At 73.8% G+C, this 22,035-nt stretch carries 16 protein-coding genes and 2 pseudogenes; 16 read left to right on the top strand and 2 right to left on the bottom strand.

The window, feature by feature from the left end; translation table 11 throughout:
* Nucleotides 1-68 precede the first annotated feature (68 nt).
* On the bottom strand, nucleotides 69-4,148 hold the full coding sequence (locus tag F8R89_RS03270) for a discoidin domain-containing protein (RefSeq protein WP_151782513.1): 4,080 nt from the start codon (nucleotides 4,146-4,148) through the stop codon (nucleotides 69-71).
* A 292-nt stretch (nucleotides 4,149-4,440) separates the two neighbouring features.
* On the opposite strand from F8R89_RS03270, the gene F8R89_RS03265 reads away from it, so the two are divergent.
* The 14 genes and pseudogenes from F8R89_RS03265 to F8R89_RS03205 all read left to right on the top strand — a co-directional run bounded on the left by F8R89_RS03265 (nucleotide 4,441) and on the right by F8R89_RS03205 (nucleotide 18,643).
* Nucleotides 4,441-6,549, top strand: a complete 2,109-nt coding sequence (locus F8R89_RS03265; RefSeq protein WP_225994320.1) for a glycoside hydrolase family 27 protein — start codon at nucleotides 4,441-4,443, stop codon at nucleotides 6,547-6,549.
* A gap of 203 nt (nucleotides 6,550-6,752) precedes the next feature.
* Nucleotides 6,753-8,039: an ABC transporter substrate-binding protein gene (locus F8R89_RS03260; protein ID WP_151782512.1), complete on the top strand. Its 1,287-nt coding sequence runs from the start codon at nucleotides 6,753-6,755 to the stop codon at nucleotides 8,037-8,039.
* 3 nt (nucleotides 8,040-8,042) lie between these two features.
* Nucleotides 8,043-8,978: a carbohydrate ABC transporter permease gene (locus F8R89_RS03255; RefSeq protein WP_151782511.1), complete on the top strand. Its 936-nt coding sequence runs from the start codon at nucleotides 8,043-8,045 to the stop codon at nucleotides 8,976-8,978.
* Nucleotides 8,978-9,826 carry a carbohydrate ABC transporter permease gene (locus F8R89_RS03250; RefSeq protein ID WP_151782510.1) on the top strand — a complete coding sequence of 283 codons (849 nt, stop codon included), beginning with the start codon at nucleotides 8,978-8,980 and terminating at the stop codon, nucleotides 9,824-9,826. The genes F8R89_RS03255 and F8R89_RS03250 overlap by 1 nt, the downstream gene beginning before the upstream one ends.
* Nucleotides 9,823-11,888: pseudogene (locus tag F8R89_RS03245) on the top strand (alpha-galactosidase). The gene F8R89_RS03250 and the pseudogene F8R89_RS03245 overlap by 4 nt, the downstream one beginning before the upstream one ends.
* A gap of 73 nt (nucleotides 11,889-11,961) precedes the next feature.
* The gene (locus F8R89_RS03240; protein ID WP_151782509.1) at nucleotides 11,962-12,711 is read left to right on the top strand and encodes an SDR family NAD(P)-dependent oxidoreductase; all 750 of its coding nucleotides are present in this window, start codon (nucleotides 11,962-11,964) and stop codon (nucleotides 12,709-12,711) included.
* 37 nt (nucleotides 12,712-12,748) lie between these two features.
* Nucleotides 12,749-13,507: a FadR/GntR family transcriptional regulator gene (locus F8R89_RS03235; RefSeq protein ID WP_151782508.1), complete on the top strand. Its 759-nt coding sequence runs from the start codon at nucleotides 12,749-12,751 to the stop codon at nucleotides 13,505-13,507.
* Nucleotides 13,504-14,649, top strand: coding sequence for a galactonate dehydratase (gene dgoD / locus F8R89_RS03230; RefSeq protein WP_151782507.1), 1,146 nt, complete (start codon nucleotides 13,504-13,506; stop codon nucleotides 14,647-14,649). The genes F8R89_RS03235 and dgoD overlap by 4 nt, the downstream gene beginning before the upstream one ends.
* A 339-nt stretch (nucleotides 14,650-14,988) precedes the next feature.
* Nucleotides 14,989-15,480 carry a hypothetical protein gene (locus tag F8R89_RS37205; RefSeq protein ID WP_318841269.1) on the top strand — a complete coding sequence of 164 codons (492 nt, stop codon included), beginning with the start codon at nucleotides 14,989-14,991 and terminating at the stop codon, nucleotides 15,478-15,480.
* A 12-nt stretch (nucleotides 15,481-15,492) separates the two neighbouring features.
* Nucleotides 15,493-16,124, top strand: a pseudogene (locus tag F8R89_RS03220) (bifunctional 4-hydroxy-2-oxoglutarate aldolase/2-dehydro-3-deoxy-phosphogluconate aldolase).
* Complete coding sequence (locus tag F8R89_RS36095; protein ID WP_192806033.1) at nucleotides 16,121-16,282, top strand: hypothetical protein; 162 nt, start codon at nucleotides 16,121-16,123, stop codon at nucleotides 16,280-16,282. Before F8R89_RS03220 ends, F8R89_RS36095 begins: the two are co-directional and overlap by 4 nt.
* A 154-nt stretch (nucleotides 16,283-16,436) precedes the next feature.
* The gene (locus tag F8R89_RS03215) at nucleotides 16,437-17,321 is read left to right on the top strand and encodes an SMP-30/gluconolactonase/LRE family protein (RefSeq protein ID WP_151782506.1); all 885 of its coding nucleotides are present in this window, start codon (nucleotides 16,437-16,439) and stop codon (nucleotides 17,319-17,321) included.
* Nucleotides 17,318-18,295, top strand: coding sequence for a sugar kinase (locus F8R89_RS03210; RefSeq protein ID WP_151782505.1), 978 nt, complete (start codon nucleotides 17,318-17,320; stop codon nucleotides 18,293-18,295). The genes F8R89_RS03215 and F8R89_RS03210 overlap by 4 nt, the downstream gene beginning before the upstream one ends.
* A 57-nt stretch (nucleotides 18,296-18,352) precedes the next feature.
* Nucleotides 18,353-18,643, top strand: a complete 291-nt coding sequence (locus F8R89_RS03205; protein WP_151782504.1) for a hypothetical protein — start codon at nucleotides 18,353-18,355, stop codon at nucleotides 18,641-18,643.
* Between the two features lie 24 nt (nucleotides 18,644-18,667).
* On the opposite strand, the gene F8R89_RS03200 is transcribed toward F8R89_RS03205, so the two are convergent.
* Nucleotides 18,668-19,267, bottom strand: coding sequence for a TetR/AcrR family transcriptional regulator (locus F8R89_RS03200; RefSeq protein WP_225994319.1), 600 nt, complete (start codon nucleotides 19,265-19,267; stop codon nucleotides 18,668-18,670).
* A gap of 133 nt (nucleotides 19,268-19,400) precedes the next feature.
* Between F8R89_RS03200 and F8R89_RS03195 the strand changes: the two genes are divergently transcribed.
* Nucleotides 19,401-20,303: an NAD(P)-dependent oxidoreductase gene (locus F8R89_RS03195; protein ID WP_151782503.1), complete on the top strand. Its 903-nt coding sequence runs from the start codon at nucleotides 19,401-19,403 to the stop codon at nucleotides 20,301-20,303.
* Between the two features lie 35 nt (nucleotides 20,304-20,338).
* Nucleotides 20,339-22,006 carry a serine/threonine-protein kinase gene (locus F8R89_RS03190; RefSeq protein ID WP_151782502.1) on the top strand — a complete coding sequence of 556 codons (1,668 nt, stop codon included), beginning with the start codon at nucleotides 20,339-20,341 and terminating at the stop codon, nucleotides 22,004-22,006.
* The last annotated feature ends 29 nt before the right edge of the window (nucleotides 22,007-22,035 follow it).

Raw genomic sequence — 22,035 nt, 5'->3', positions numbered from 1 at the left:
TCGCGTCCAACGCATCCTTTTCATCGCATTCAGCGACACCGTTTCTGAATGCCGTCCGCCGTCCGCGTTCATCGTCCGCTCGCGGTCGCCGCCGGGACGTTGTACCCCTCGACCCGGACCACCGGCCGGCCGGAGCCGAGGGCGGCCGCGGGCCAGTCGAGCGTGACCGTCCGGGACTCGCCGGGCAGCAGCCACAGATAGTTGTCGCCGTACAGCGTGGGCAGCACCCGGTCCCCCTTCCCGTCCCGCAGGGACACCCGCACCATGGCGGCCACGGTCGTGCCACGGTTGCGCAGCCGGGCCGTCAGCCCGTGCCGCCCGCCCGTGCGGTCCGTCCCGGTGACCTCCACCGACACCCGGGTCTCGGCGACCTCGTTCAGGGCGCGCAGGTGGGCGGGCTCGCGGTAGCGCCAGTACGTGTTCTCGGCCAGCAGGTCACCGCGCGCGTCCAGGAGCCGCAGCCGCAGCAGATGCAGGTCGGGAAGGTCGTCCGTCCAGCCGGCGGTGAGGGCGGGCGCCGTCGAGGAGGGGGCGACGTCCACCTTCGCGCGCCGCTCGGTGCCGAGGCGGCGGCCTGAGAGGTCGTGGCGGGAGACGACGACCATGGCGCCGGTGATCCGGCGCGGCGTGTGGTTGACCGCGAGGACCCGCCCGCTCACCGGGTCGGCCTGCACGTGTACGGCCTCGCTCGCCTTGCGGACGCCGTAGTAGGCGCCGTTGACGTCGAAGTCGTAGTCGTACGTCTGCCACACCGTGCTGTACCAGGCCGGGTGCGACATCCACAGCAGCAGGGCGCTCGCGTCGTCCCACAGCCGGGCGTTCCACGCCTCGAACATGGCGCGGAAGTTCTCGTAGTTGACGAACTGCGCCTTGCGGCAGAAGTCGTCGAGGTCCTTCGCCTCACCGAGCCGGGACTCGATCGCCGCCCGGTAGTTCTGCGGCGCCTGGTTCCCGCGCGTGCTCCAGTCGTGGTAGTACCAGGCGCCCTTGACGGGCCACTCCGGTTCGTCGCCCACGAGCCGGCGCATCGTCTCCGCCGTCGGCAGCACCGGCATACCGATCTCCGTGTGGAAGCCGAAGTCACCGCTGCCGTAGGTGCTCGCCGAGAAGTAGCGCTCGGGCTCCACCCAGCCGTAGGGGCCGCCACCCGTGACGATCCCGGCCGCCGAGTTGTTCTGGTACAGCAGCTCGGGCGCCTCCGCGCGGACCGCCGCCCGCATCCCGTCGTCGAGCGGGCCGGGCGGATTCCCCTCGTTGGCGCCGCACCACACGACGATGCTCGGGTGCGAGCGGTAGCGGCGCACGGTGTCCTGGGCGAGGCTCAGGAACGCCTCGTGGTCCGGCGGGTCCATGGCCCACGCGTTGGGGAAGTCGTTCCAGACCAGCAGGCCGTGCTCGTCGCAACTGGCGTAGAACTCCTCACGGTTGCTCGACCCCAGCCAGTTGCGGATCATCGTGAAGTTCATGTCGCGGTGCATGCGCACGGCCGCGTCGATCCGCTCGGCGGGCATCCGGCGCAGCAGCTCGTCCCAGCCCCAGTTGCCGCCCCGGCAGAACACCCGGACGCCGTTGACGCTGATCTTCAACGGCACCGTGGAGTTGTCGACCGACTGCACGTCCGTCCAGTGCTCGCCGTCGTCGGAGACCTGGACCGTGTACGTCTTCGCGTACGCCTGCTCCCACAGGATGACCACCCGGTCGAACCGCACGGGCGCGCCCAGGTCGACCTGGATCGACTGCTCGTCCTCGTACGCCGACGACCAGCGGGTGTTGGGATCGCCGTCCACGGCGTTGGCGGCCCGGCTGCCCCCACCCTCCTCGGAGGAGGCGGTGGCCTCCTTGCGCAGGGCCAGGTCGGTGCCGGGGGAGGCGCTGTCGATCACCGACAGGCTCCACATGGAGGCGCCCCAGCTGGTGGCGCGGCTGTGGCACAGCACCCGGACGTGGCGGGCGGTGCGCGGCTCGAACTCCACGCTCTGCAGCGCGGCCGAGCCCGAGGCGCGGAACGGCAGCGGTGTCGCGGTGTTGTCGACGGAGGCGGCGTCGCGCCAGGTGTCGCCGTCGTCGGAGACCTGCACGTCGTACGTCTTCGCGTACGCCTGCTCCCAGGTGACGACGACCCGGTCGAAGGACGACTCGGCGCCCAGGTCGACCGCGATCCACTGGTCGTCATCGAACGCCGACGACCAGCGCGTCTTCGGGTCGCCGTCCGTGACATCGCCCGGCTTGTGGGCGTCCTCGTCCACGGTCGAGGCGGTGGCGTCCCGGTGCAGGGCCAGGTCGGTTCCGGGGGAGGCGCTGTCGATCACCGACAGGTTCCAGATCGACGAGCCCCACTGGGTGGCCCGGGTCCGGCACCGGATCCGCACATGGCGGGCCTTCTGCCGGGCGAACTCCACGGTCTGGGCGTAGGCGTCGCTGCCCGACTGGAAGGTCAGCGGCACGTCGTACTCGTAGCCGAACTGCCGGATGCCGAACCGGGTCGTGCGCCGGTCGCTCTCGCGGCCCCCGACCGTCGCGGTGAGCGTCAGCTCGTGCAGGGCGGGCTCGCCGTAGCCGTTGGGCCACCACAACTTGGGGTTGCGCAGCCGCAGTTGCGCGTGGTCGGCGGGGCTGAACACGACGTCGGTCGTCTTGCCCGCAGGGACGGTGACCGTCCGGGTCAGCTTCACGCCCTCGAAGGCGGCCCGCACGGTGACGGAGCGGGCGGTGGAGTCGGCGTTGCGCACCGGGACGACCAGCGTCAGCTCGGCCGTGCCGGTGTCGGGCAGTTCGGGCAGCCGGGTGTCCACACGGACGTCGCCGAGGACGGCCGCGCCGGTCGAGCGCAGCCGCACATGGTTCCACAGACCGGCCGCCCGGTCGCGCACCGCCGGCATCCAGTCCCAGCCGGAAGCGGCCAGATACGTGGGCGAGTTGCGGTTCATCATGGTGGCGCCGGCGTCCACGAACGCCAGCCCGGCCGGACCCTTGTCGCCGGGGCTGCCCGGGTACGGCATCGGCGTGATCTTCACGGCGAGGGCCTGCTCGCCGCGCTCGGCCAGGAGCCGGGTGACGTCGAACGCGGCCCGCGCGAAGGGGAAGACGACCTCGCCCACCCGGCCCCCGTTGAGCCAGACCTCCGCCTTGTGGTTGACCCCGTCGAGCTCCAGCCAGACGTGACGGCCGGCCCCGGTGTCCAGGCCCTTCGGCAGCCGGAACTCACGTCTGTACCACCAGGAGTGCCGGGACAGGGCCTCGGGCACGTGCAGATTCGCGAACCCGGCCACCGGGTCGGGCAGATGCCCCTGGTCGACCAGGGTGGTCAGCACGGTGCCCGGCACGGTGGCGGGCAGCCAGCGGCTGGTGTCCACGGCCGGCTTCGACAGCTCGGCGCCCTCGGCGCCGGCCCGGTCGTCCATCGTCAGGTCCCAGCCGGACTCCAGCGGCACGGTGCCGTCGGCGGCGGGCTTCAGCGCCGGGGGAGTGCGGTGGTGCACGCCCCAGTCGGTCCAGCCGGTGACGGCCGGGCGCCGGTCGCGGCAGGTGCCGTACACCTGGAAGCCGTTGAGGCCCAGCGGGTTGGCGTTCGAGCGCTTGCGCACGGTCAGCCGCACCCAGCGGGCGGTGACCGGCTTCGGCAGCTCGATCTCGACGACTCCGCCCCGGCCGGAGTCCGTGCGGTACACCGCCGTCCACGCCTTCTCGTCGCGGGACGTCTCGACGACGAAGTCCACCGCGCAACTGGAGAGGATCTCCTGCCCCGTGGTGTTGTCACGGGGGTTGCCGTTCGGCGCGTCGACGTACGGCGGGTCGTCCGCGGTCGCCTCGAAGACGAGCCGCAGCGACTCCACCTCGCACAGCGCCTGCAGGTCGACGCTGATCCACTGCGGATCTCCGGCCGCGGCCCGCCAGCCGCTGCCGCGCACCCCGACCGTGTCCAGGCCGTCCACGGCGAACTCGGCCGGGGTGGGCGCGTAGTCGGTGGAGGAGACCTTCACCGGCCGGTACGCGGCGAGTTCACCGGGCGTGGAGCCGGGGCGGGGGTGGCCGGTTCCCGCCGCGGCGGCGACGCCCGGGAGGCCCAGGCCGGCGCCGAAGCCCGCGAGGAGCGTCGATCCGGCGGTGAGGACGGTGCGGCGGGACGGCACGGAAGGCTGATCCGGCATGGGACACGGCTCCGATCAGGGAAGTCCGGGGAGGGAGCGGGCGGGGACAACGCGGGCGCGACGAAGCGCCGTTGATCGCCCCAGCGGCTCTGACAACGTTGCCAAACCCTGCACCGCCCGGCCCGGTCCGTCAATACTCCGGACGCGGACGAGACGTGTTTCTGTAAATTAGTAATTAATATTGACAGGGTTCCGGCCGCACGCCACAGTCTTCGCCGTGACGCCGACGGCCCCGGCACCCGAAGCGGCCCGCGTCACACCCCTCCTGCTTCCCAACCCTCCGGAGAGGCACGTGACTTCATTCGCCCTGACGACCGCGATCGCCGTCGTCCTGACCGCGTCCGCGGCACCGCCCGCCACCGCGGACGCCGCGCGGGACACCACCGTCGACCAAGGCGCCCCCAGCTACTACGACAGCGGTCTCGCGCCGACGCCGTACATGGGCTGGAACACCTACTACGGGCTCGGCGCGCCCACCGAGAAGGAGGTCCGCGCCGTCGCCGACAAGCTGGTCTCCAGCGGTCTGCGGGACAGCGGCTACGACATCGTGTGGCTGGACGGCGGCTGGCAGGCCGACAACCCCCGTGACGCCAAGGGGCGGTTGACGGCCCACCCGGACCGCTTCCCCTCCGGCATCCCGGCCCTCGTCTCCTACCTGCACCAGCGCGGCCTCAAGGCGGGCATCTACACCGACGCCGGCGAGTACGACGGAGGGAAGACCTGCGGGCTCGGCAGCCGCGGCCACTACACCGAGGACGCGCGGCAGTTCGCCGCCTGGAAGGTCGACGCCATCAAGGTCGACTTCCTGTGCGGCATCGGCGCCCAGCTCGATCCGGGGCCCGCCTTCAAGGAGTTCAGCGACGCCGTCGCCAAGTCGGGCCGCCGGATGCTGCTCAACCTGTGCAACCCGCTCACCGACGACTGGGGACTGCCGCACACCCCCGAGCAGGACGCGCACAACACCTACGCCTACGCCCCGCTGATCGCCGACTCCTGGCGCACCGGCACCGACATCGCCTGGGGCACCCCCAGCCCCGGCCAGTGGCCCAACGTCCTGCGCAACATGGACGCCAACGCCTGGCATCCCGAGGCGCAGGGCCCCGGCCACTACAACGACCCCGACTACCTCATCCCGACGCGCCGCATGCCCGACGGCTCCCTGGAACTGTCCGAGGAGGAGTCGACCACCCAGTTCGTGATGTGGGCCGAGATGGGCTCGCCGCTCGTCCTCGGCTCCGACCCGCGCACCCTGTCCGCGTCGATGATCCGGACGCTGCGCAACCCCGAGATCATCGCCGTGGACCAGGACTCGCTGGCCGTCCAGGGCGTCCGGGTGGCCACCGACTCCACCGGGGACGTCTACAGCAAGGACCTGGCCGGGAACGGGCAGCGGGCCGTCGTCCTGCTCAACCGCTCCGACCGGCCGGCCCTGCGCACGGTCGACTTCGCCGACGTCGCGCTCGGCGGGACGGTGAAGGTCCGCGATCTGCGGGCCCGCGCCGACCGCGGCACGCACACCGGGTCGTACACCGTGGAGGTCCCGGCGCACGGCACGGCGTTCCTGAAGCTGACCGGTGAGGAGGCGCTGCCCGGCACGGGTCTCGGCGAACGGGCGACGGCGAGCCCGGCGGTCGTCCGTGGCGGCGACACGCTCACCACGTTCTTCCGGGGACCGCGCGGCAGCCTGAAGCAGGTGGCCGGAGACGGCACGGGGCGCACCAAGGACCTCGGCGGGCCCACGGGCGGTCGGATCCTCGGGCAGCCCGCCGCCTACGCCTCGGCCGGCGGCCGCATCGACCTGTTCGTGCGCGGCGCCGACTCCCGCGTGTACCGGCGGGTGTTCGACGGCGGGCGCTGGGGCGGCTGGCAGAGCCTCGGCGGCCGGGTCACCGACGCGCCGTCCGTGGCCTTCACCGACCCCGCGCACTGGACGCTCGTCGCGCGCGGCGCGGACGGGCGGATCGTGCGGCGCGGTCCCGCCTCGGACTGGTCGTCGCTGGGCGCCCCCGGCGACCGGCAGACGTACGGCAGGCCGTCCGCCGCCGTGGACGCGCAGGGGCGCGTGCACATCGCCGTGCGCACCCCGTCGGACGACATCTGGACGCGGACGCGCGACGCTTCGGGCGCGTGGTCGGCGTGGTCGTCGCTCGGCGGCACCGTGAGCGGCAGCCCGACCCTGGTCGCCACCGGGGACGCCGTGGTGCTGTACGCGCGGGCCGGCGACTACACGCTCTGGCAGCAGCGGTACGAGAACGGCGCCTGGCAGGGCTGGACGAAGCGGCAGGAGTTCCCGAGCGCCGCCTTCGAGGGCGCGCTCGGCGCGGTCGCGGGGCCGGACGGTGCCGTGGACGTCGCGTACCGGGGCGTGGACGGGACCGTCCACCGGGCCCAGTTCGAGTAGCCGCCGGACCCGGTCAAGTAGTCGCCGGACCCGGTGCACGGAGCCGCCGGACCCGAATCCCGTAGCCACTGGACTCAGTTCAAATAAATTAGTAATTAATCTTGACGTGGCGGAAGCGCCACGCGAACCTGGATCCGCCGCGAGCGGGCCCCCGGCCGTCAGGAGGGCCGGCCCCGCCCGCGCGGATCCACAGGGAGCCCTCCATGACCCACCCCCAGCCCAGCCGACGGCAACTCCTCGCCGGACTCGGCGCCGCCGGGACGGCCGCGCTGCTCAGCGGCTGCGTCACCTCCACCTCGTCCGCGAAGTCCTCCTCCTCGGGCGCGGTCACCCTCCAGTCCAACCTCTCCGCCCCCCAGGCCAAGGCCGCGATGAAGGACATCGTCGCCGCCTACGGCAAGAAGAAGACCGGGGACGTCAGCCTCAACACGGTGGCCGCGGAGACCTTCCGCACCCAGCTGCCGACCTACCTCACCTCCGCCAACCCGCCGGACGTCTACACCTGGTACCCCGGCTCCGTCGCCGACGCCTACGCCAAGAAGGACCTCCTGCTCGACCTCGGCGAGCTCTGGGACGGACCCCAGCTCAAGGGCTACTCCAAGGCCCTGCACTCCCTGTGCACCGCGAGCTCCGGCAAGAAGGTCTTCGTCCCCACCACCTACTACTGGTGGGGCATGTTCTACCGGAAGTCCAACTTCGCCAAGTGGGGCGTGAGCGAGCCGAAGACCTGGGACGAGTTCCTCGACCTGTGCGACAAGCTCAAGGGCAAGGGTGTCGCCCCCATCGGCCTGGGCGCCGGCGGCAACACCGCCTGGGTGGCCTCCGCCTGGTTCGACTACCTCGACATCCGTATCAACGGCGCGAAGTACCACCGCGAACTCCTCGCGGGCAAGCACCGGTTCGACGACCCGCAGGTCCGCCGCGTCTTCGACCGCTGGCGCGAGGTCCTGCCGTACTTCGACCCGAACGGCACCGCGGGCGCCTTCCAGGACGCCACCACCGCGCTCCTCAACGGCCGCAGCGGCATGATGCTCATCGGCACCTTCTTCGCCGACGCGGCCCCCAAGGACGCGCTCGACGACATCGACTTCTTCCGCTTCCCCGTCATCGACCCGAAGGTGCCGCTCGCCGAAGAGGCCCCCACCGACGGCTACTTCGCCAGCGCCCGCACCGGCCGCCGCGAGGGAGTGCTCGATCTGCTCGGCTACCTCGCCACCGCCGAGGCGCAGGAGATCTACATCAAGGGCTCCTCCGGCACCGTCCTGCCCTGCCACCCCGACGCGAAGGACGCCGGCACCCCGCTGGTGACGAAGGGCCGCCGGCACATCGAGGAGGCCGTCGAGATCACCCAGTTCTTCAACCGCGACTCCAGCGACGCCCTCCAGCCCACCGCCGACACCGCGCTGACCAGGTTCCTCGCCAAGCCCAAGGAGATCGACTCCATCCTCACCGACTGGCAGCGCGAGGCCGAGAAGATCTGGAAGGCCTGACCGATGGCCGTCCTCACCGCCCCCCACCGCAAGCCCCCGGTCCCGGCGCCGTCCCGTGGCGGCCGGGCCCGGGGCCCCCGGCGCACCCCGCCGCTGGTGCTCGCCTTCGTCCTCGTCCCGCTGCTCGCCGAGGCCGTCTGGGTGTTCTGGCCCGCGCTCCAGGGCTTCTACCTCGCCCTCACCAGCTGGGACGGCGTGTCCCCGCCGCGGTTCGTCGGCCTCGGCAACTTCCGCGAGATGGCCTCCGACGACGTCTTCCGCGGCGCCCTCGGCCACACCGTGCTCTGGCTGGTGCTGTTCGGCGGCCTCTCCGCCCTCCTCGGGCTCGCCGCCGCCCTGCTCCTCCAGCAGGAGCGCCGCGGCGTCGGCTTCTACCGCGCCGCCCTCTTCCTGCCCGTCGTCTTCTCGCTCGTCGCCACCGCCCTGGTCTGGCAGGCCGTCTACCAGCCCGACGGCGTCCTCAACCAGCTCCTTGAATCGGTCGGCCTCGGCAGCCTGCGGCACGCCTGGCTCGCCGACCAGGACACCGCCCTGTACGCGGTCATCGTGCCCGCGCTGTGGCGGCAGATCGGCTACGTGATGGTCCTCTACCTCGCCGGCCTCAAGGGCATCGACCCAGCCCTCTACGAGGCCGCCAAGGTCGACGGCGCGAGCGCCTGGCAGCGCTTCCGCCACGTCACCCTGCCGCAACTGCGCAGCGTCAACGCGGTCGTCGTGTCCGTCATCATCATCGACTCGCTGCGCTCCTTCGACGTCGTGTGGTCGCTGACCCGCGGCGGCCCCTACCACTCGTCCGAACTGCTGAGCACCTACATGTACTCGACAGCCTTCCAGTCCCTGCGGCTCGGCTACGGCTCCGCGCTCGCCGTCGTCATCTTCCTGCTCGCGTTCGGCGTCATCGCCTCCTACCTCGTCCGCGCCTTCCGGGAGGCCGACTGATGTCCGCCACCTCCATGGCCGTACGCCGCAGGCGGGCCGCCACCGCCGGATTCCATCTGGGCGCCGGCGCGCTGGCCCTGCTGTGGCTGCTGCCCATCGCCCTGGTCCTGGTGAGCAGCCTGCGCTCCTTCGACGACATCGCCGCCCACGGACTCGGCGGCCTGCCGCACTCGTTCACCCTGGACAACTTCCGCCAGGCCTGGGTCGACGGCGGCCAGCAGCGCGCCCTGATCAACAGCCTGCTCGTCACCGTCCCGTGCGTCCTCGCCACCCTCGCGCTCGCCGCCATGGCCGCGTTCGCCCTGAGCCGCTACGAACTCCCCTTCCGGCGCTCCCTGTTGCTGCTGATGCTCGGCGGCAACCTGCTCCCGCCGCAGATCCTGCTCATCCCCGTCTCCAAGCTGAGCGAGATGATCGGCGTCTACGACACCCTGCCCGCCCTCGTCGGCGTACAGATCGGCTTCGGCGTCGGCTTCTACGTCTTCGTGCTGCACGGGTTCATGCGGGCCATCCCCGCCGAGATCCAGCAGGCCGCCGTCGTCGACGGCGCCGGACCCTGGCAGGTGTTCTGGCGGATCATCCTCCCGCTGACCCGGCCCGCGCTCGCCGCGCTCAGCGCCCTGTCCTTCACCTGGATCTTCAACGACCTGCTGTGGGCCATCACCGTGCTGCGCAGCGACACCAAGATGCCCATCACCGCCGCCCTCATCGGACTCCAGGGCCAGTACGTCTCCATGTGGAACGTCATCGCCGCCGGATCCGTCATCGCCGCCGCGCCCACCGTCGCCGTCTTCCTGCGCTTCCAGCGGCACTTCGTGGCCGGCCTCAACCTGGGAGCGGTCAAGTGACGCACCCCCGCTGGACCCTGCGCACCGACAACACCACCTACACCGTCCGCCTGTCCCAGGACGGCCCCTGGGCCGAGCTGGACGCCTGGGGCCCGGCCGGCGTCGAGGACGGCCCGTCCGCGCTCGACTGGTCCCACCGCACGCACTTCGTCACCCCGGCCGACGCGGCACCCGCCGAGTATCTGCCGTACGGTCAGCGGCCCTTCACCGGGGCCGAGCTGGTGGCGGCGACCCCCGACGGGGAGCGCGGCGCATGGTGGGAGTTCACCGGCGCCGAGGAGAGCGAGGGCGCGCTGAGGCTGTCGTTCACCGACGACGTCCTCGGCCTGCGCACGGTCCTGTGCTACGAGACGGTCCCCGGCACCGACGTGATCCTGCGCTGGACGGAGCACACCGCCTCCCGTGAACTGCGCCTGGAACGCCTCGACTCGGCCGCCGTCAACGTGCCCGTGACCGCCGGCGCCCGGCTCACCTACCTCACCGGCCAGTGGTCGCAGGAGTTCCAGCGCACCCAACTGCACCTCAGACGGGGCACGTTCACCATGGGCAGCACCCAGGGCGTCCCCGGCCACGCCTACGCGCCCTGGCTCGCCGTGCAGGACGGCACCCCCGGCGACGGCCCCGCGTACGGGCTCGCCCTGGAGTGGGCCGGCAACTGGCACATCACCGCCGAGGCCGAACCGGGCGGCGCGATCCGGGTCCGCGCCGGACGCGTCCCGCACGAGGGCGCCGTCGTCCTCGCGCCCGGCACCATCCTGACCACCCCCCGCCTCGCCTGCGCCTTCAGCGCGGACGGACTCGACGGGCTGTCCCGGGTCTGGCACCGCTACGAGCGCCGGCTCGCCGGCGACCGGCTGCACCGCCCCCGCAAGGTCCTCTACAACTCCTGGGAGGCCACCGGCTTCGACGTCGACGCCGCCGGACAGCTCGAACTCGCCAAGGTGGCCGCCGACATCGGCGCCGAGCTGTTCGTCGTCGACGACGGCTGGTTCACCGGGCGCGCCGACGACACCGCCGGCCTCGGCGACTGGCACCCGGACCCGGCGGCCTTCCCGCAAGGCTTCGGCCGGTTCGTCGAGGACGTGCGCGGCCTCGGCCTCGACTTCGGCCTCTGGGTCGAACCCGAGGCCGTCAGCCCCGGCAGCCGCCTGCACACCGAACACCCCGACTGGGTGTACCGCGTCGACGGCCGGCCCGCCCGCCTCGTCCGCAACCAGCTGCTGCTCGACCTCGGCCGCACCGACGTGCAGGACTTCGTGATCGGCACCCTGGACCGCCTCCTCGGCACCTATGCCGTCGACTACCTCAAGTGGGACATGAACCGGCCGCCCACCGAACGCGGCCGGCCCGGCGCCGGAGCCGTCGACCTGGACGCCGAGCACGTCACCGGATACCTGCGCGTCCTGGACCACCTGCGCACCGCCCACCCGCATGTCACCGTCGAGGGCTGCGCGGGCGGCGGCGGCCGCGTCGACCACCTCACGCTGGCCCGCACCGACGTCGTCTGGCCCAGCGACAACACCGCCCCGCTGGACCGGCTCTCCATCCAGTACGGCTTCCTGCACGCGCACGCCCCGCACGTCATGAGCTCCTGGGTCACCGACGCGCCCGGCGTCTTCGACCCCCGCCCGCGCAGCCTCGCCTTCCGGTTCGTCAACGCCATGTGCGGCGTGCTCGGCATCGGCGCCGACCTTCGCGCCTGGACCCCCGAGGAGCGCGCCGAGGCCACTCGCTGGATCGCCCGCTACAAGGAGGTCCGGGACGTCGTCCACCACGGCGAGGCCCGCCTGCTCGGCAGCCCCGACGAGCCGGCCTGCGGCGTCCAGTACGACTTCGGGAGCGCACGGTCGTCGCCGCGCTGAGCACCGGACGCCTCGACGGCGCCCCGCTCGTGCCCGGCCGGCCCGCCCGGCTGCGGCTGCGCGGCCTGGACCCGGCGGCCCGCTACCGCGACACGGCCACCGGCACGACGTACGGCGGAGCGCATCTGCTGCACTACGGGCTGCCGTTCACCTGGACCGCCGGTCACGACGCCGATCTGGTGGTACTGACACGTGAGTGAGCCGCACACCTCTCCCGGACGGCCCGCCCGCCCACGGCCCACGACCGCCACCCCCGAAGGAGACGACCCCACGATGGACCGCTTCACCGGCCGCACCGCCGTGGTCACCGGCGCGGCCTCCGGCATCGGCGCCGCCACCGCCGGACGCCTCGCCGAGGAGGGAGCCGCCGTCGTCCTCGCCGACCTCGCCGAGGACGCCGGTACGGCCGTCGCCGAACGCATCACCAAGGACGGCGGCCGGGCCCTGTTCGTCCGCGCCGACGTGGCCGAGGACGACGACTGGCGCCGGATCGTCGCCGCCGCGCACACCTTCGGGCCCGTCGACCTCCTCGTCAGCAACGCCTACACCGTCGAGGTCGCCCCGGCCGACGCCATGACGCTCACCTCCTGGCAGCGGCAGCTCGACGTCAACCTCACCGCGAGCTTCCTCGGCTTCCGGGCGGTCCTGCCCGACCTGCGCGCCCGGCGCGGAGCGGCCGTCCTCACCTCCTCCGTGCACGCCCGCGTCGGCCTCCCCGGACACCCCGCGTACGCCGCGTCCAAGGGCGCCCTGCTCTCCCTGTGCGGGCAGCTCGCCGTCGAGTACGGGCCCGAGGTCCGCGTCAACGCCGTCGTCCCCGGCCCGATCCTCACCGCCGCCTGGGACCGGGTGCCCCCCGAGGACCGTGAGCGCAGCGTCGCCGAGACCGCCGCCCGCCGCTTCGGCACCCCGGGCGAGGTCGCCGCCGCCATCGCCTTCCTGGGCTCCGACGACGCCTCCTTCGTCACCGGCACCAGTCTCGTCGTGGACGGCGGCTGGAGCGTCGTGAAGTCCTCGGCATGACCCGCACCCCCCACCCCCTGCAGAAAGGCTGGACCACATGACGCCCTACGCCCGCCGCGGCGTGCACGGCCAGACCGTGGAGTCCCTCGCCCGCCGTATCCTCGGCGGCCGGATCCCCGAGGGTGCCACGCTCGACCTGGTGGCGCTGCAGAGCGAGTTGGACGTCAGTCTCACCGCCCTGCGCGAGTCCCTGAAGGTGCTCGCCGCCAAGGGCATGGTCGACGCCCGGCAGAAACGCGGCACCTTCGTGCGGGCCCGCTCCGACTGGAACCTCCTCGACGCCGACGTGCTGCGCTGGCAGTTCGAGGGCGCCGGCGAGGCGACCGACGCCGACCGGACCCTGCTGCGCAACCTCGCCGAGGTCCGCGCCATCGTGGAACCGGCCGCCGTGCGCCTCGCCGCCGAGCGCCGCACCGACGCCGACCTGCACGCCCTGGAGGCGGCCCTCGACGCGATGGGCGAGGACGGCGCCGGACCCGGCCACGCCGTCGAGGCCGACCTCGCCTTCCACCGGGCGCTGCTCGCCGCCACCCACAACGAACTGCTCGAACGCATGGAGATGGTCATCGAGCCGGGCCTCGCCCACCGTGACCGCATCGTGCACAGCCACCCGCACAGCGAGGACCCCGTCCCCGCCCACCGCGCCGTCCTCGACGCCGTCCGCGAACGGGACCCGGGAGCTGCCGAGGCCGCGATGCGCGCCCTGCTCGTCCAGGCCGGCCGCGACCTGGACCGGCTCGACGGGCCAGGCGAGGCCACGGACGACGACGACACGAAAGGCACCGGGGGCAAGTGAAGATCACGCGGATAGAAACCTTCCAGGTCCCGCCGCGCTGGCTGTTCTGCCGGGTGGAGACCGACGACGGAGTGGTCGGCTGGGGCGAACCCGTCGTCGAGGGACGCGCCGAGGTCGTCCGCGCCGCCGTGGACGTGCTCGCCGAATACCTCGTCGGCCAGGACCCGCTGCGCATCCAGGACCACTGGCAGGTACTCACCAAGGGCGGCTTCTACCGGGGCGGCCCCGTCCTCTCCAGCGCCGTCGCCGGACTCGACCAGGCCCTGTGGGACATCGCGGGCAAGACGTACGGCGCGCCCGTGCACGCCCTGCTCGGCGGGCCCGTACGCGAACGGGTCCGGGTCTACGCCTGGGTCGGCGGCGACGAACCCGCCGAACTCCGCGAGCAGATAGCCGCCCAGGTCGAGGCCGGCTTCACCGCCGTCAAGATGAACGGCGCCGGCGTCACCTCGCCGATCGCCACCGCCGCCGAGACCGCCGCCGTCGTCGACCGGGTCGCCGCCGCCCGCGAGGCCCTCGGGCCCGGCCGGGACGTCGCCGTCGACTTCCACGGCCGCTTCACCGCAGCCAGCGCCCGCCGCGTCCTCGCCGAACTCGCGCCGCTGCACCCGCTGTTCGTGGAGGAACCCGTCCTCCCCGAGCACGGCCATCTGCTGCCCGGCCTGGTCGAGGCGAGCCCCGTGCCCCTCGCCACCGGCGAACGGCTGTACTCCCGCGCCGAATTCCTGCCCGCCCTCACCGCCGGCGTCGCCGTCGCGCAGCCCGACCTGTCCCACGCGGGCGGCATCACCGAGGTGCACCGCATCGCCTCCCTCGCCGACACCTACGGCGCCCAGCTCGCCCCGCACTGCCCGCTCGGCCCCATCGCCCTCGCCGCCAGCCTCCAAGTCGCCTTCGCCACACCCAACTTCCTGATCCAGGAGCAGAGCCGGGGCATCCACTACAACAAGGACGCCGACCTGCTGTCCTACCTCGCCGACCCGACGCCGTTCCGCTTCGTCGACGGGCACGCGGCCCGCAACGACGCCCCCGGCCTCGGCGTCACCCTCGACGAGACGGCCGTACGGGCGGCCGACCGGGCCGGACACGTCTGGCGCAACCCCGTCTGGCGGCACGCGGACGACTCCTTCGCCGAGTGGTGAGCGCGTGCTGACCCTCACCACCGACCCCGCCCCACGGCGGCCGTTGGACGTCCCTGCGCTCACCCACCCGCGAATGGCTCTGGCACCGCCCGGCACCCGCACGGGACACGGCCGCCCCCGGGGACGCGTTCGTCGACGCGGGCGGCCTGGAGGAGTGCGTCCCCACCGTCCGGGGCCTGCCCGACCACGGGGACGTCTGGGCCCGGCCCTGGACCCGCGACGACGACGGCACCGAGCACGTCCGGGCCACCTCCTTCACGCTCGCCCGCACCGCCCGGACCGACGGCGACCGCCTCCACGTCGACTACCGGCTCACCGCCCCCGCCGGATTCCGTTCGTGTGGGCGGCGCACGCCCTGCTGGACCTCTCCGAGCAGGCAGCGCCGCGCATCCCCCGGCGGCGGACACGCGTCTCTTCCCGGAGGCCGCCCCGCTCCTCGACGCCGGCTGGCCGTCCGGCGCGCCCTGGATCGCCGGGCCGTGGCCCGCCCCGCACGGGGTGCCGCTGGACCGGCTCGGGCCCGACGACGGGACGGCGGTCGGCGCGGTCGTCGCCACCGACGTGTGCTGCGTGCACGACGGCGCCGACCGGCTCCACTTCGCCCTGGAGGCGGAGGGACAGCCCGTGTCGATCGCCCTGTGGCGCAACCTCAAGGGCTTCCCCGACACCGGCCCCTACCGCAGCACCGGCGTCGAACCCATGCTCGGCCGCGTCTTCGACCTCGCCGACGCGGGACCCGGCGACGCCGCCCGCGTCCCGGCCTCCGGTGAGGTCCGCTGGCGGTTCACCCTCACCGGGGCCTGCCGCTGCCCCGACACCCCCGCACCGTAAGGAGCACCGTCCGTGGACCTGACCGCCGCGCTGGCCACCCACCGCCTGGTCGCAATCGTGCGGGGCGACGATCCCGACGCCGCGCTGCGCACCGTCCTGACCCTCGCCGAGGAGGGCGTCGAGCTGATCGAGGTGTCGCTGTCCGGCAGGGGCGCGCTGACCGTCATCGAACGCGCCCGCGTCGCCCTCGGCCCCGGCCGTCCGCTGGGCGCCGGCACGGTCCTCACCGCCGAGGACGCCCGGGCCGCGCACGCCGCCGGGCGCCGACTTCGCCGTGACACCCGGCCTGGGGCCCGGCGTCACGGCCGCGCAGGACCTGGGCCTGCCGGTCCTCGCCGGGGTGCTGACCCCGACCGAGATCATCGCCGCCGCGCCCTCGGCGTGGCCGCGCTGAAACTCTTCCCGCTCGCCCAGGCCGGGGGACCGGGGTACCTGAGGCCCTGCGGGGCCCGTTCCCCGACGCCCCCTTCGTCCCCGTCGGCGGCATCGACGAGTCCGCCGCCCGGTCCTGCCTCGCAACGGGCGCCCTCGCGGTGGGCATCGGCTCCCCGCTGGTCGGCGACGCGGCTGAGGGCGGGAGCGTCGATGCCCTGAGGGCCCGTGCCCGCCGTTTCCGGGCTGTCGTGGAGGAGGCCGGCGGATGACTACGGCGGCATCGCGCGGCGCGGGCTCGGACCGGCTCGATCTGGCGGTCGGCGTCGATACGCCGTTGGTTGGCGACGCCGTCGGCGGCGGAAGCCTGAACGCCTTCGGGGACCGTGCCCGCTGTTCTCGTGGCGTCGTTGCGGAGGCCGGCCGATGACCATGCCGGCACCGCGCGCCGGCCACACCGACCGGCCCGATCTCCCGGTGGACGTCGGCTCATTGCTGGTTGGCGACTCCGCCGATGGCGGGAGCCTGCGCGCCCTCACGGACCGAGCCCCCCGTTCCCGTACCGCTGTCCAGGAGGCCGCCCGATGACCACGGCACCACCGCGCCCCACCCACCCCGACCGGCTCGAACTCGGTGAGGGCGTTCGATGGACCGGCACGGGGGTCGTCCTCGTCGACATCCTCGCCGGGCGCCTCCTGGCCGCCCCGACGGATGGGACGGCCGCCCTGCGTACCCTCGCCGAACTCCCCGTCCCCCTGGGCGCCGTCGCCCCCCTCGCCGGGCATCACGGCGCCTGGGTGGCGGCCGCCGGGACCGGGATCTGTCTGGTCCGCGCCGACGGCACTCTCCGCTGGCTGGCCCGGCCCGAGGACGGCGCCCCTGTCCCCATGCGCATGAACGACGCCGTCGCCGATCCGTTCGGCCGGTTCTGGGCCGGGAGCATGGCGTACGACGCCGATGAGGGTGCCGGCTCGCTGTACCGGCTCGACCGGGACGGCACCGTCGTCCGGGTGCTGGACGGCATCACCGTGCCCAACGGGCCCGCGTTCACCCCCGACGGCAGCCTCATGTACCTCGCGGACAGCGCCCGAGGGGTGGTCCGGCGCTACCCCGTCGACCCCGCCACCGGCGACCTCGGCACCCCGCGTCCCTTCGTCACCGTCCAGGACGGCAGCCCCGACGGGATGGCCGTCGACGCCGAGGGAGCCGTGTGGATCGCGGTCTGGGGCACCGGCACGGTCCGCCGCCACCTGCCCGACGGCACGCTCGACCGGACGCTGCGGCTGCCCGCGCGCCAGCCCGCCGGCGTCTGCCTCGCCGGGGACGTCCTGCACGTCACGACGGCCCGCGTCGGCCTGGACGCGCCCGGCCCCGACGACGGGGCGCTGTTCACCGTCCGCGTGGACGTGCCGGGCACCCCGACGCCGGCCTGCCGGCTCGACCCGGCGGTCGTGGAGGACCGGGCATGACGGGCCCGCGCGCCCCGTGGCGCCCCGCTCCCGGACCGGTCGTCTGTGTCGGCGAGACGATGGCGGCCCTCGCCCCCGACCCGGCGGGCCCGCTGGCGGACGCCGGACGGCTGCGGCTGTCCGTGGCGGGCGCCGAGTCGAACGTAGCCATGTACCTCGCCGACCACGGCGTCCCGGTCACCTGGCTGTCGGCGCTCGGCGACGATCCGCTGGGCCGCCGCGTCCGCGCCGCCGTCGCCGCCCCCGGCGTCGACGTGTCGTACGTGCGCACCGACCCGGCCCGCCCCACCGGCCTGCTGGTGAAGGACCCGGCCCCCGGCGGGACCCGTGTGCACTACTACCGGCGTGGCTCGGCGGCGTCCGCGCTCGGCCCGGACCTGCTCGACTCCGCACCGGTCCGCGCGGCCGGGCTGCTGCACCTCACCGGGGTCACCCCCGCCCTGTCGCCCTCCTGCCGCATGCTGGTGGAGCGGGCGCTGGAGCCCGGGCGCCCCCACACGGTGAGCTTCGACGTCAACCACCGCGCCGCCCTGTGGCCGGACGGCACGGCCCCGGCCGTCCTGCGCGACCTGGCGGACCGCGCCGACCTCGTCCTCGTCGGCCTGGACGAGGCCCAGGCGCTGTGGGGCGCGGATCTCACGGCGCGGGACGTGCGGGACCTGCTCCCGCGCCCGCACGTCCTCGTCGTCAAGGACGGCCCGCGCGCCACGACCGCCTTCACGGCCGAGGACGCCGTCACGGTGCCCGCGCCGCGCGTCCGGGTCGTGGAGCCGGTCGGCGCCGGGGACGCCTTCGCGGCCGGCTTCCTGGCGGGGCTCGTGCGGGGCCGTACGACGGCGGCCGCCCTGCGGCTGGGGCACCTGACCGCCGGCTCCGCGCTGCGGGTGACCGGCGACCACGGCCCGCTGCCCGACCGGGCGCGGATCGAGGAGCTGCTGGCTCTCCCGGAGGAGGAGTGGGCCGCGGGGGTGTGAGCAACCGCGCGGGGCTCGCCGCGCATCATGGCATTCACCCGCCTATGCTCCATTTGTGTGACGACCATCTTCGAAGAGCTCGTGGCGAAGCAGCGCGCGGCCGAGCAGGCTCACAGCCGCGTGGAGGAACTGCGCAGCAAGTACGGTCCACCGACGCAGGTGGGCGGCTGGAGCGCCCGCCAGACCGAGACGTACAACACCGCCCTGCGGGCCTGGCGGGACCTCGCCCGGGATCTGCAGACGGCGGTGGCCGAGTACGCCAGGAGCAAGGGAGCGTCACGCAGCAGCGTCGAGGAGGAGATCCGCGAGGCGGCCGCCCACGCGGAGGCCCCCGGACCCGGAGCCTGACGCCGCGGCGCCTCGCGGCCCCGGTCAGGCGCCCCGTTCGACCGCAGCGTCCAGCAGCGGCCCGAGTTCCGCGCCCACCGTCGTGAGCGGCCGGAGGTCGTGCTGGGCCCGTGCCATGAGGATGGCGCCCTCCAGTGAGCTGATCATCAGGGTGGCGAGCGATCCGGCGCGCCCGCGCGGCACCCCCATGTCCGTCAGCGCGTCCGCGACGGCACCCGTCCACGCCTCGAACGCGGCGGTGGCCGCCTCCCGTGTGGACTCGGTGCCCTCGGCGCAGTCCACGGTGGCGGCGGCGACCGGGCAGCCGCCCGCGAAGCCGGCGGCCTCGTACTCCTCGGTCCACTGCCGCACCATCGCCGTGAACAGCCCGCTGGGCGTCGGTTCGGGGAGCGCGGCCAGGAAGCGGGCGACCCGGCGTGCGGCGTAGCGCCCGGCCCAGCCCACGGCCTCGTTGACCAACTGCTCCTTGCCGCCCGGGAAGTAGTGCTGGAGCGAGCCGCGCGGCGCCTCGGCGTGGGCGGCGACCTCCCGCATGCCGGCGGCGGCGACCCCGCCCCGCCGCAGGAGCTGGGCGGCGCTGAACACCATGCGTTCGCGCGGCCCTCGTACGGGCGGCACCGTCATCGCCGACCTCCGTCCGTCCCGGTCCGGTTCACCACACCCATCCTATGACGGGCGTCATACGATCCCGTACTATGACCACTGTCATAGTGGTGGGCGCGGGCTGGTCCCGGACGCGGCAGAACGGCGGTGCGGCATGGACGTCGGAATCACGGAACCCCCCGGAGGGGACGTCGGATTCATCGGACTCGGGGTCATGGGCCGGCCCATGGCGCTCAACCTGGCCCGCGCCGGGACGCCCCTCGTCGTCTGGAACCGCACCCCCGGCCGCTGCGCCCCCCTGCGGGACGCGGGCGCGCACGTCGCCGAAAGCCCCGCCGAGGTCTTCGCACGGGCCGGCACGGTGATCCTCATGCTGGCGGACGAGGCCGCCGTGGACGCCGTCCTCGGGCGCGGCACCCCCGACTTCGCGACCCGCGTGGCGGGCCACACCGTCGTCCACATGGGCACGACCTCCGCCGAGTTCTCGGCCGGGCTGCGGGACGCCGTCCTGGCGGCGGGCGGACGCTATGTCGAGGCGCCCGTCTCCGGTTCCCGGGTCCCGGCCGAGCAGGGACAGCTGGTGGCGATGCTGGCCGGCGAGCGCGACGCCGTGGCGGCCGTACGGCCCCTGCTGGCACCGATGTGCGGCGAGACCTTCGACTGCGGTGACGTTCCCGGCGCCCTGCTGATGAAGTTCTCGGTCAACCTCTTCCTGATCACCCTGGTCACCGGTCTGACCGAGGCGTTCCACTTCGCCGGCCGCCATGGACTCGACCAGGGCCTGCTGCGCGCCGTCCTGGACGCGGGCCCCATGGCCAGCGCCGTCTCGCGCGGCAAGGGCGCCAAGCTGGTCGCCCGCGACTTCGACGTCCAGGCGGCCGTCGCCGACGTCCTGAAGAACAACCGGCTCATCGCCGAAGCCGCCCGCAGGACCGAGGTGGCCACCCCCCTTCTCGACGTCTGCCACGCCCTGTTCGGCGAGACCGTCGCCCAGGGGCACGGCACCGAGGACATGGTGGCCGTCCTGCGCGCCCTCGAAGCCCGCACGGGCGCCTGACAGTTCGACCCCGCCGGGCAATTAAGCTCCCGCCCATGAGTGAGGACGGCAGAGACCCCGCGAGACGCGTGGTCGACGGGCGCTTCGAGTTGGAGGCCCGCCTCGGCGGGGGCGGAATGGGCACGGTGTGGCGCGCCAAGGACCTGGTGCTGCACCGGCTGGTGGCCGTCAAGGAGGTGCGCCCGCCCGACCGGGACCTCGCCGAGTACGACCCCGAGGGCGCACGGATGCTGCGCGAGCGCGTGCTGCGCGAGGCCAGGGCCCTGGCCCGGCTCGACCATCCGAACGTCGTCACCATCCACCACGTCGTCGACGGCGGCGAGGGCACCTATCCGTGGCTCGTCATGGAACTGGTCACCGGCGGCTCGCTCGCCGATCGGCTGGAACGCGGCCCGATGACACCGCCCGAGGCCGCGCGGATCGGCCGGGGGGTGCTGGCCGCGCTGCGCGCCGCGCACGGCGCCGGCATCGAGCACCGGGACGTCAAGCCCGCCAACGTCCTCATACGGCCCGACGGGCGCCCCGTCCTCACCGACTTCGGCATCGCCGCGATCCGCGGCACGACCACGCTCACCGCCACCGGCTCCCTCATCGGCACGGCCGACTTCATGGCGCCCGAGCGTGTCTCCGGCCACGAGGGAGGAGCCGCCTCCGACCTCTGGTCGCTGGCGATGATGCTGTACACCGCCGTCGAGGGCCGCCACCCGCTGCGCCGGGGCACGACCCTGGCCACCCTCGCCGCCGTCCTCCACGAGGACGTGCCGCCGCCGGCCCGGGCGGGCGCCCTCGGCGACGTCCTGATGGGCGTGCTCGTGCGGGACCCGTCCGCACGCCCCGCGGCCGACGCGCTCGACCGGGCGCTGGCCGCCGTCGAGTCGGGCCGTCCCGGTGCCGCGCCCACCACGTCGTACCCGCTCGCACCGCCCAGCGGTCCACCGACGGCCCCCGTCTCCCAGGGCACCTTCGGGCCGCCGCCCGTCCTGCCGCCCCCGGGGCAGGCGATGACGGTGCCGCAGCGTCCGGTCACCGGGAGCACGCGCGGCCGGGCCGTCCTGTACGGCGTCACGGGCACCGCGCTCACCGGCGCGCTGGCCCTGCTGTGGTGGCTGCTGCCCCTCGGGACCGACGCCCACAAGGCCGACTCCGACGGCCGCCCCACCACGTCCGCCCCCGGCCCGGCCACTTCCTCGCCGTCCGGCGCGCGCACCCCGGCCGCCGACCGGTCGAAGGCCGCGGACACCGTCCCCGCGGGCGGCCTGCTCACCCCCGACGGCATCCGGACGGCCATCAAGGCGTTCGAGGAGGCGACCGGCCGCGACCGCTACGCCGACTTCACCGTCTATCCCGACCACGCCTCCGCCGAGCTCATGGTCGAGGGCAGCGACAAGAAGTACGACTCGTACACCTACCGGCCGGGACGCGGGGTCGAGAAGGGCATCATCAGCGGCACGATCATCGGCGGCGACCGGCCCGTCGGTCTCGACGACTTCGACTGGACGAAGATCCCCGCCCTGTTCGACCAGGCGGAGAAGAAGCTCAACGTCGACAAGCCGACACTGCGGTACGTGACCCTCAAGTCGCCCAGCACCACCTTCGGCACCCCGGCCGGCATGGCCGTGTACCTCACGGACGACTACGGCACCGGCTATCTCGTGGCCGACCCCCACGGCAAGGTGACCAGCGTCCACCCGGCCGAGGACTGACCCGGGACACACCGGCGGCACGGAACACG

The organism is Streptomyces sp. SS1-1 (assembly GCF_008973465.1).
Lineage (GTDB): Bacteria > Actinomycetota > Actinomycetes > Streptomycetales > Streptomycetaceae > Streptomyces.
Note: the sequence above shows the minus strand (reverse complement) of the source record. Positions and strands in the feature narration are given on the sequence as shown.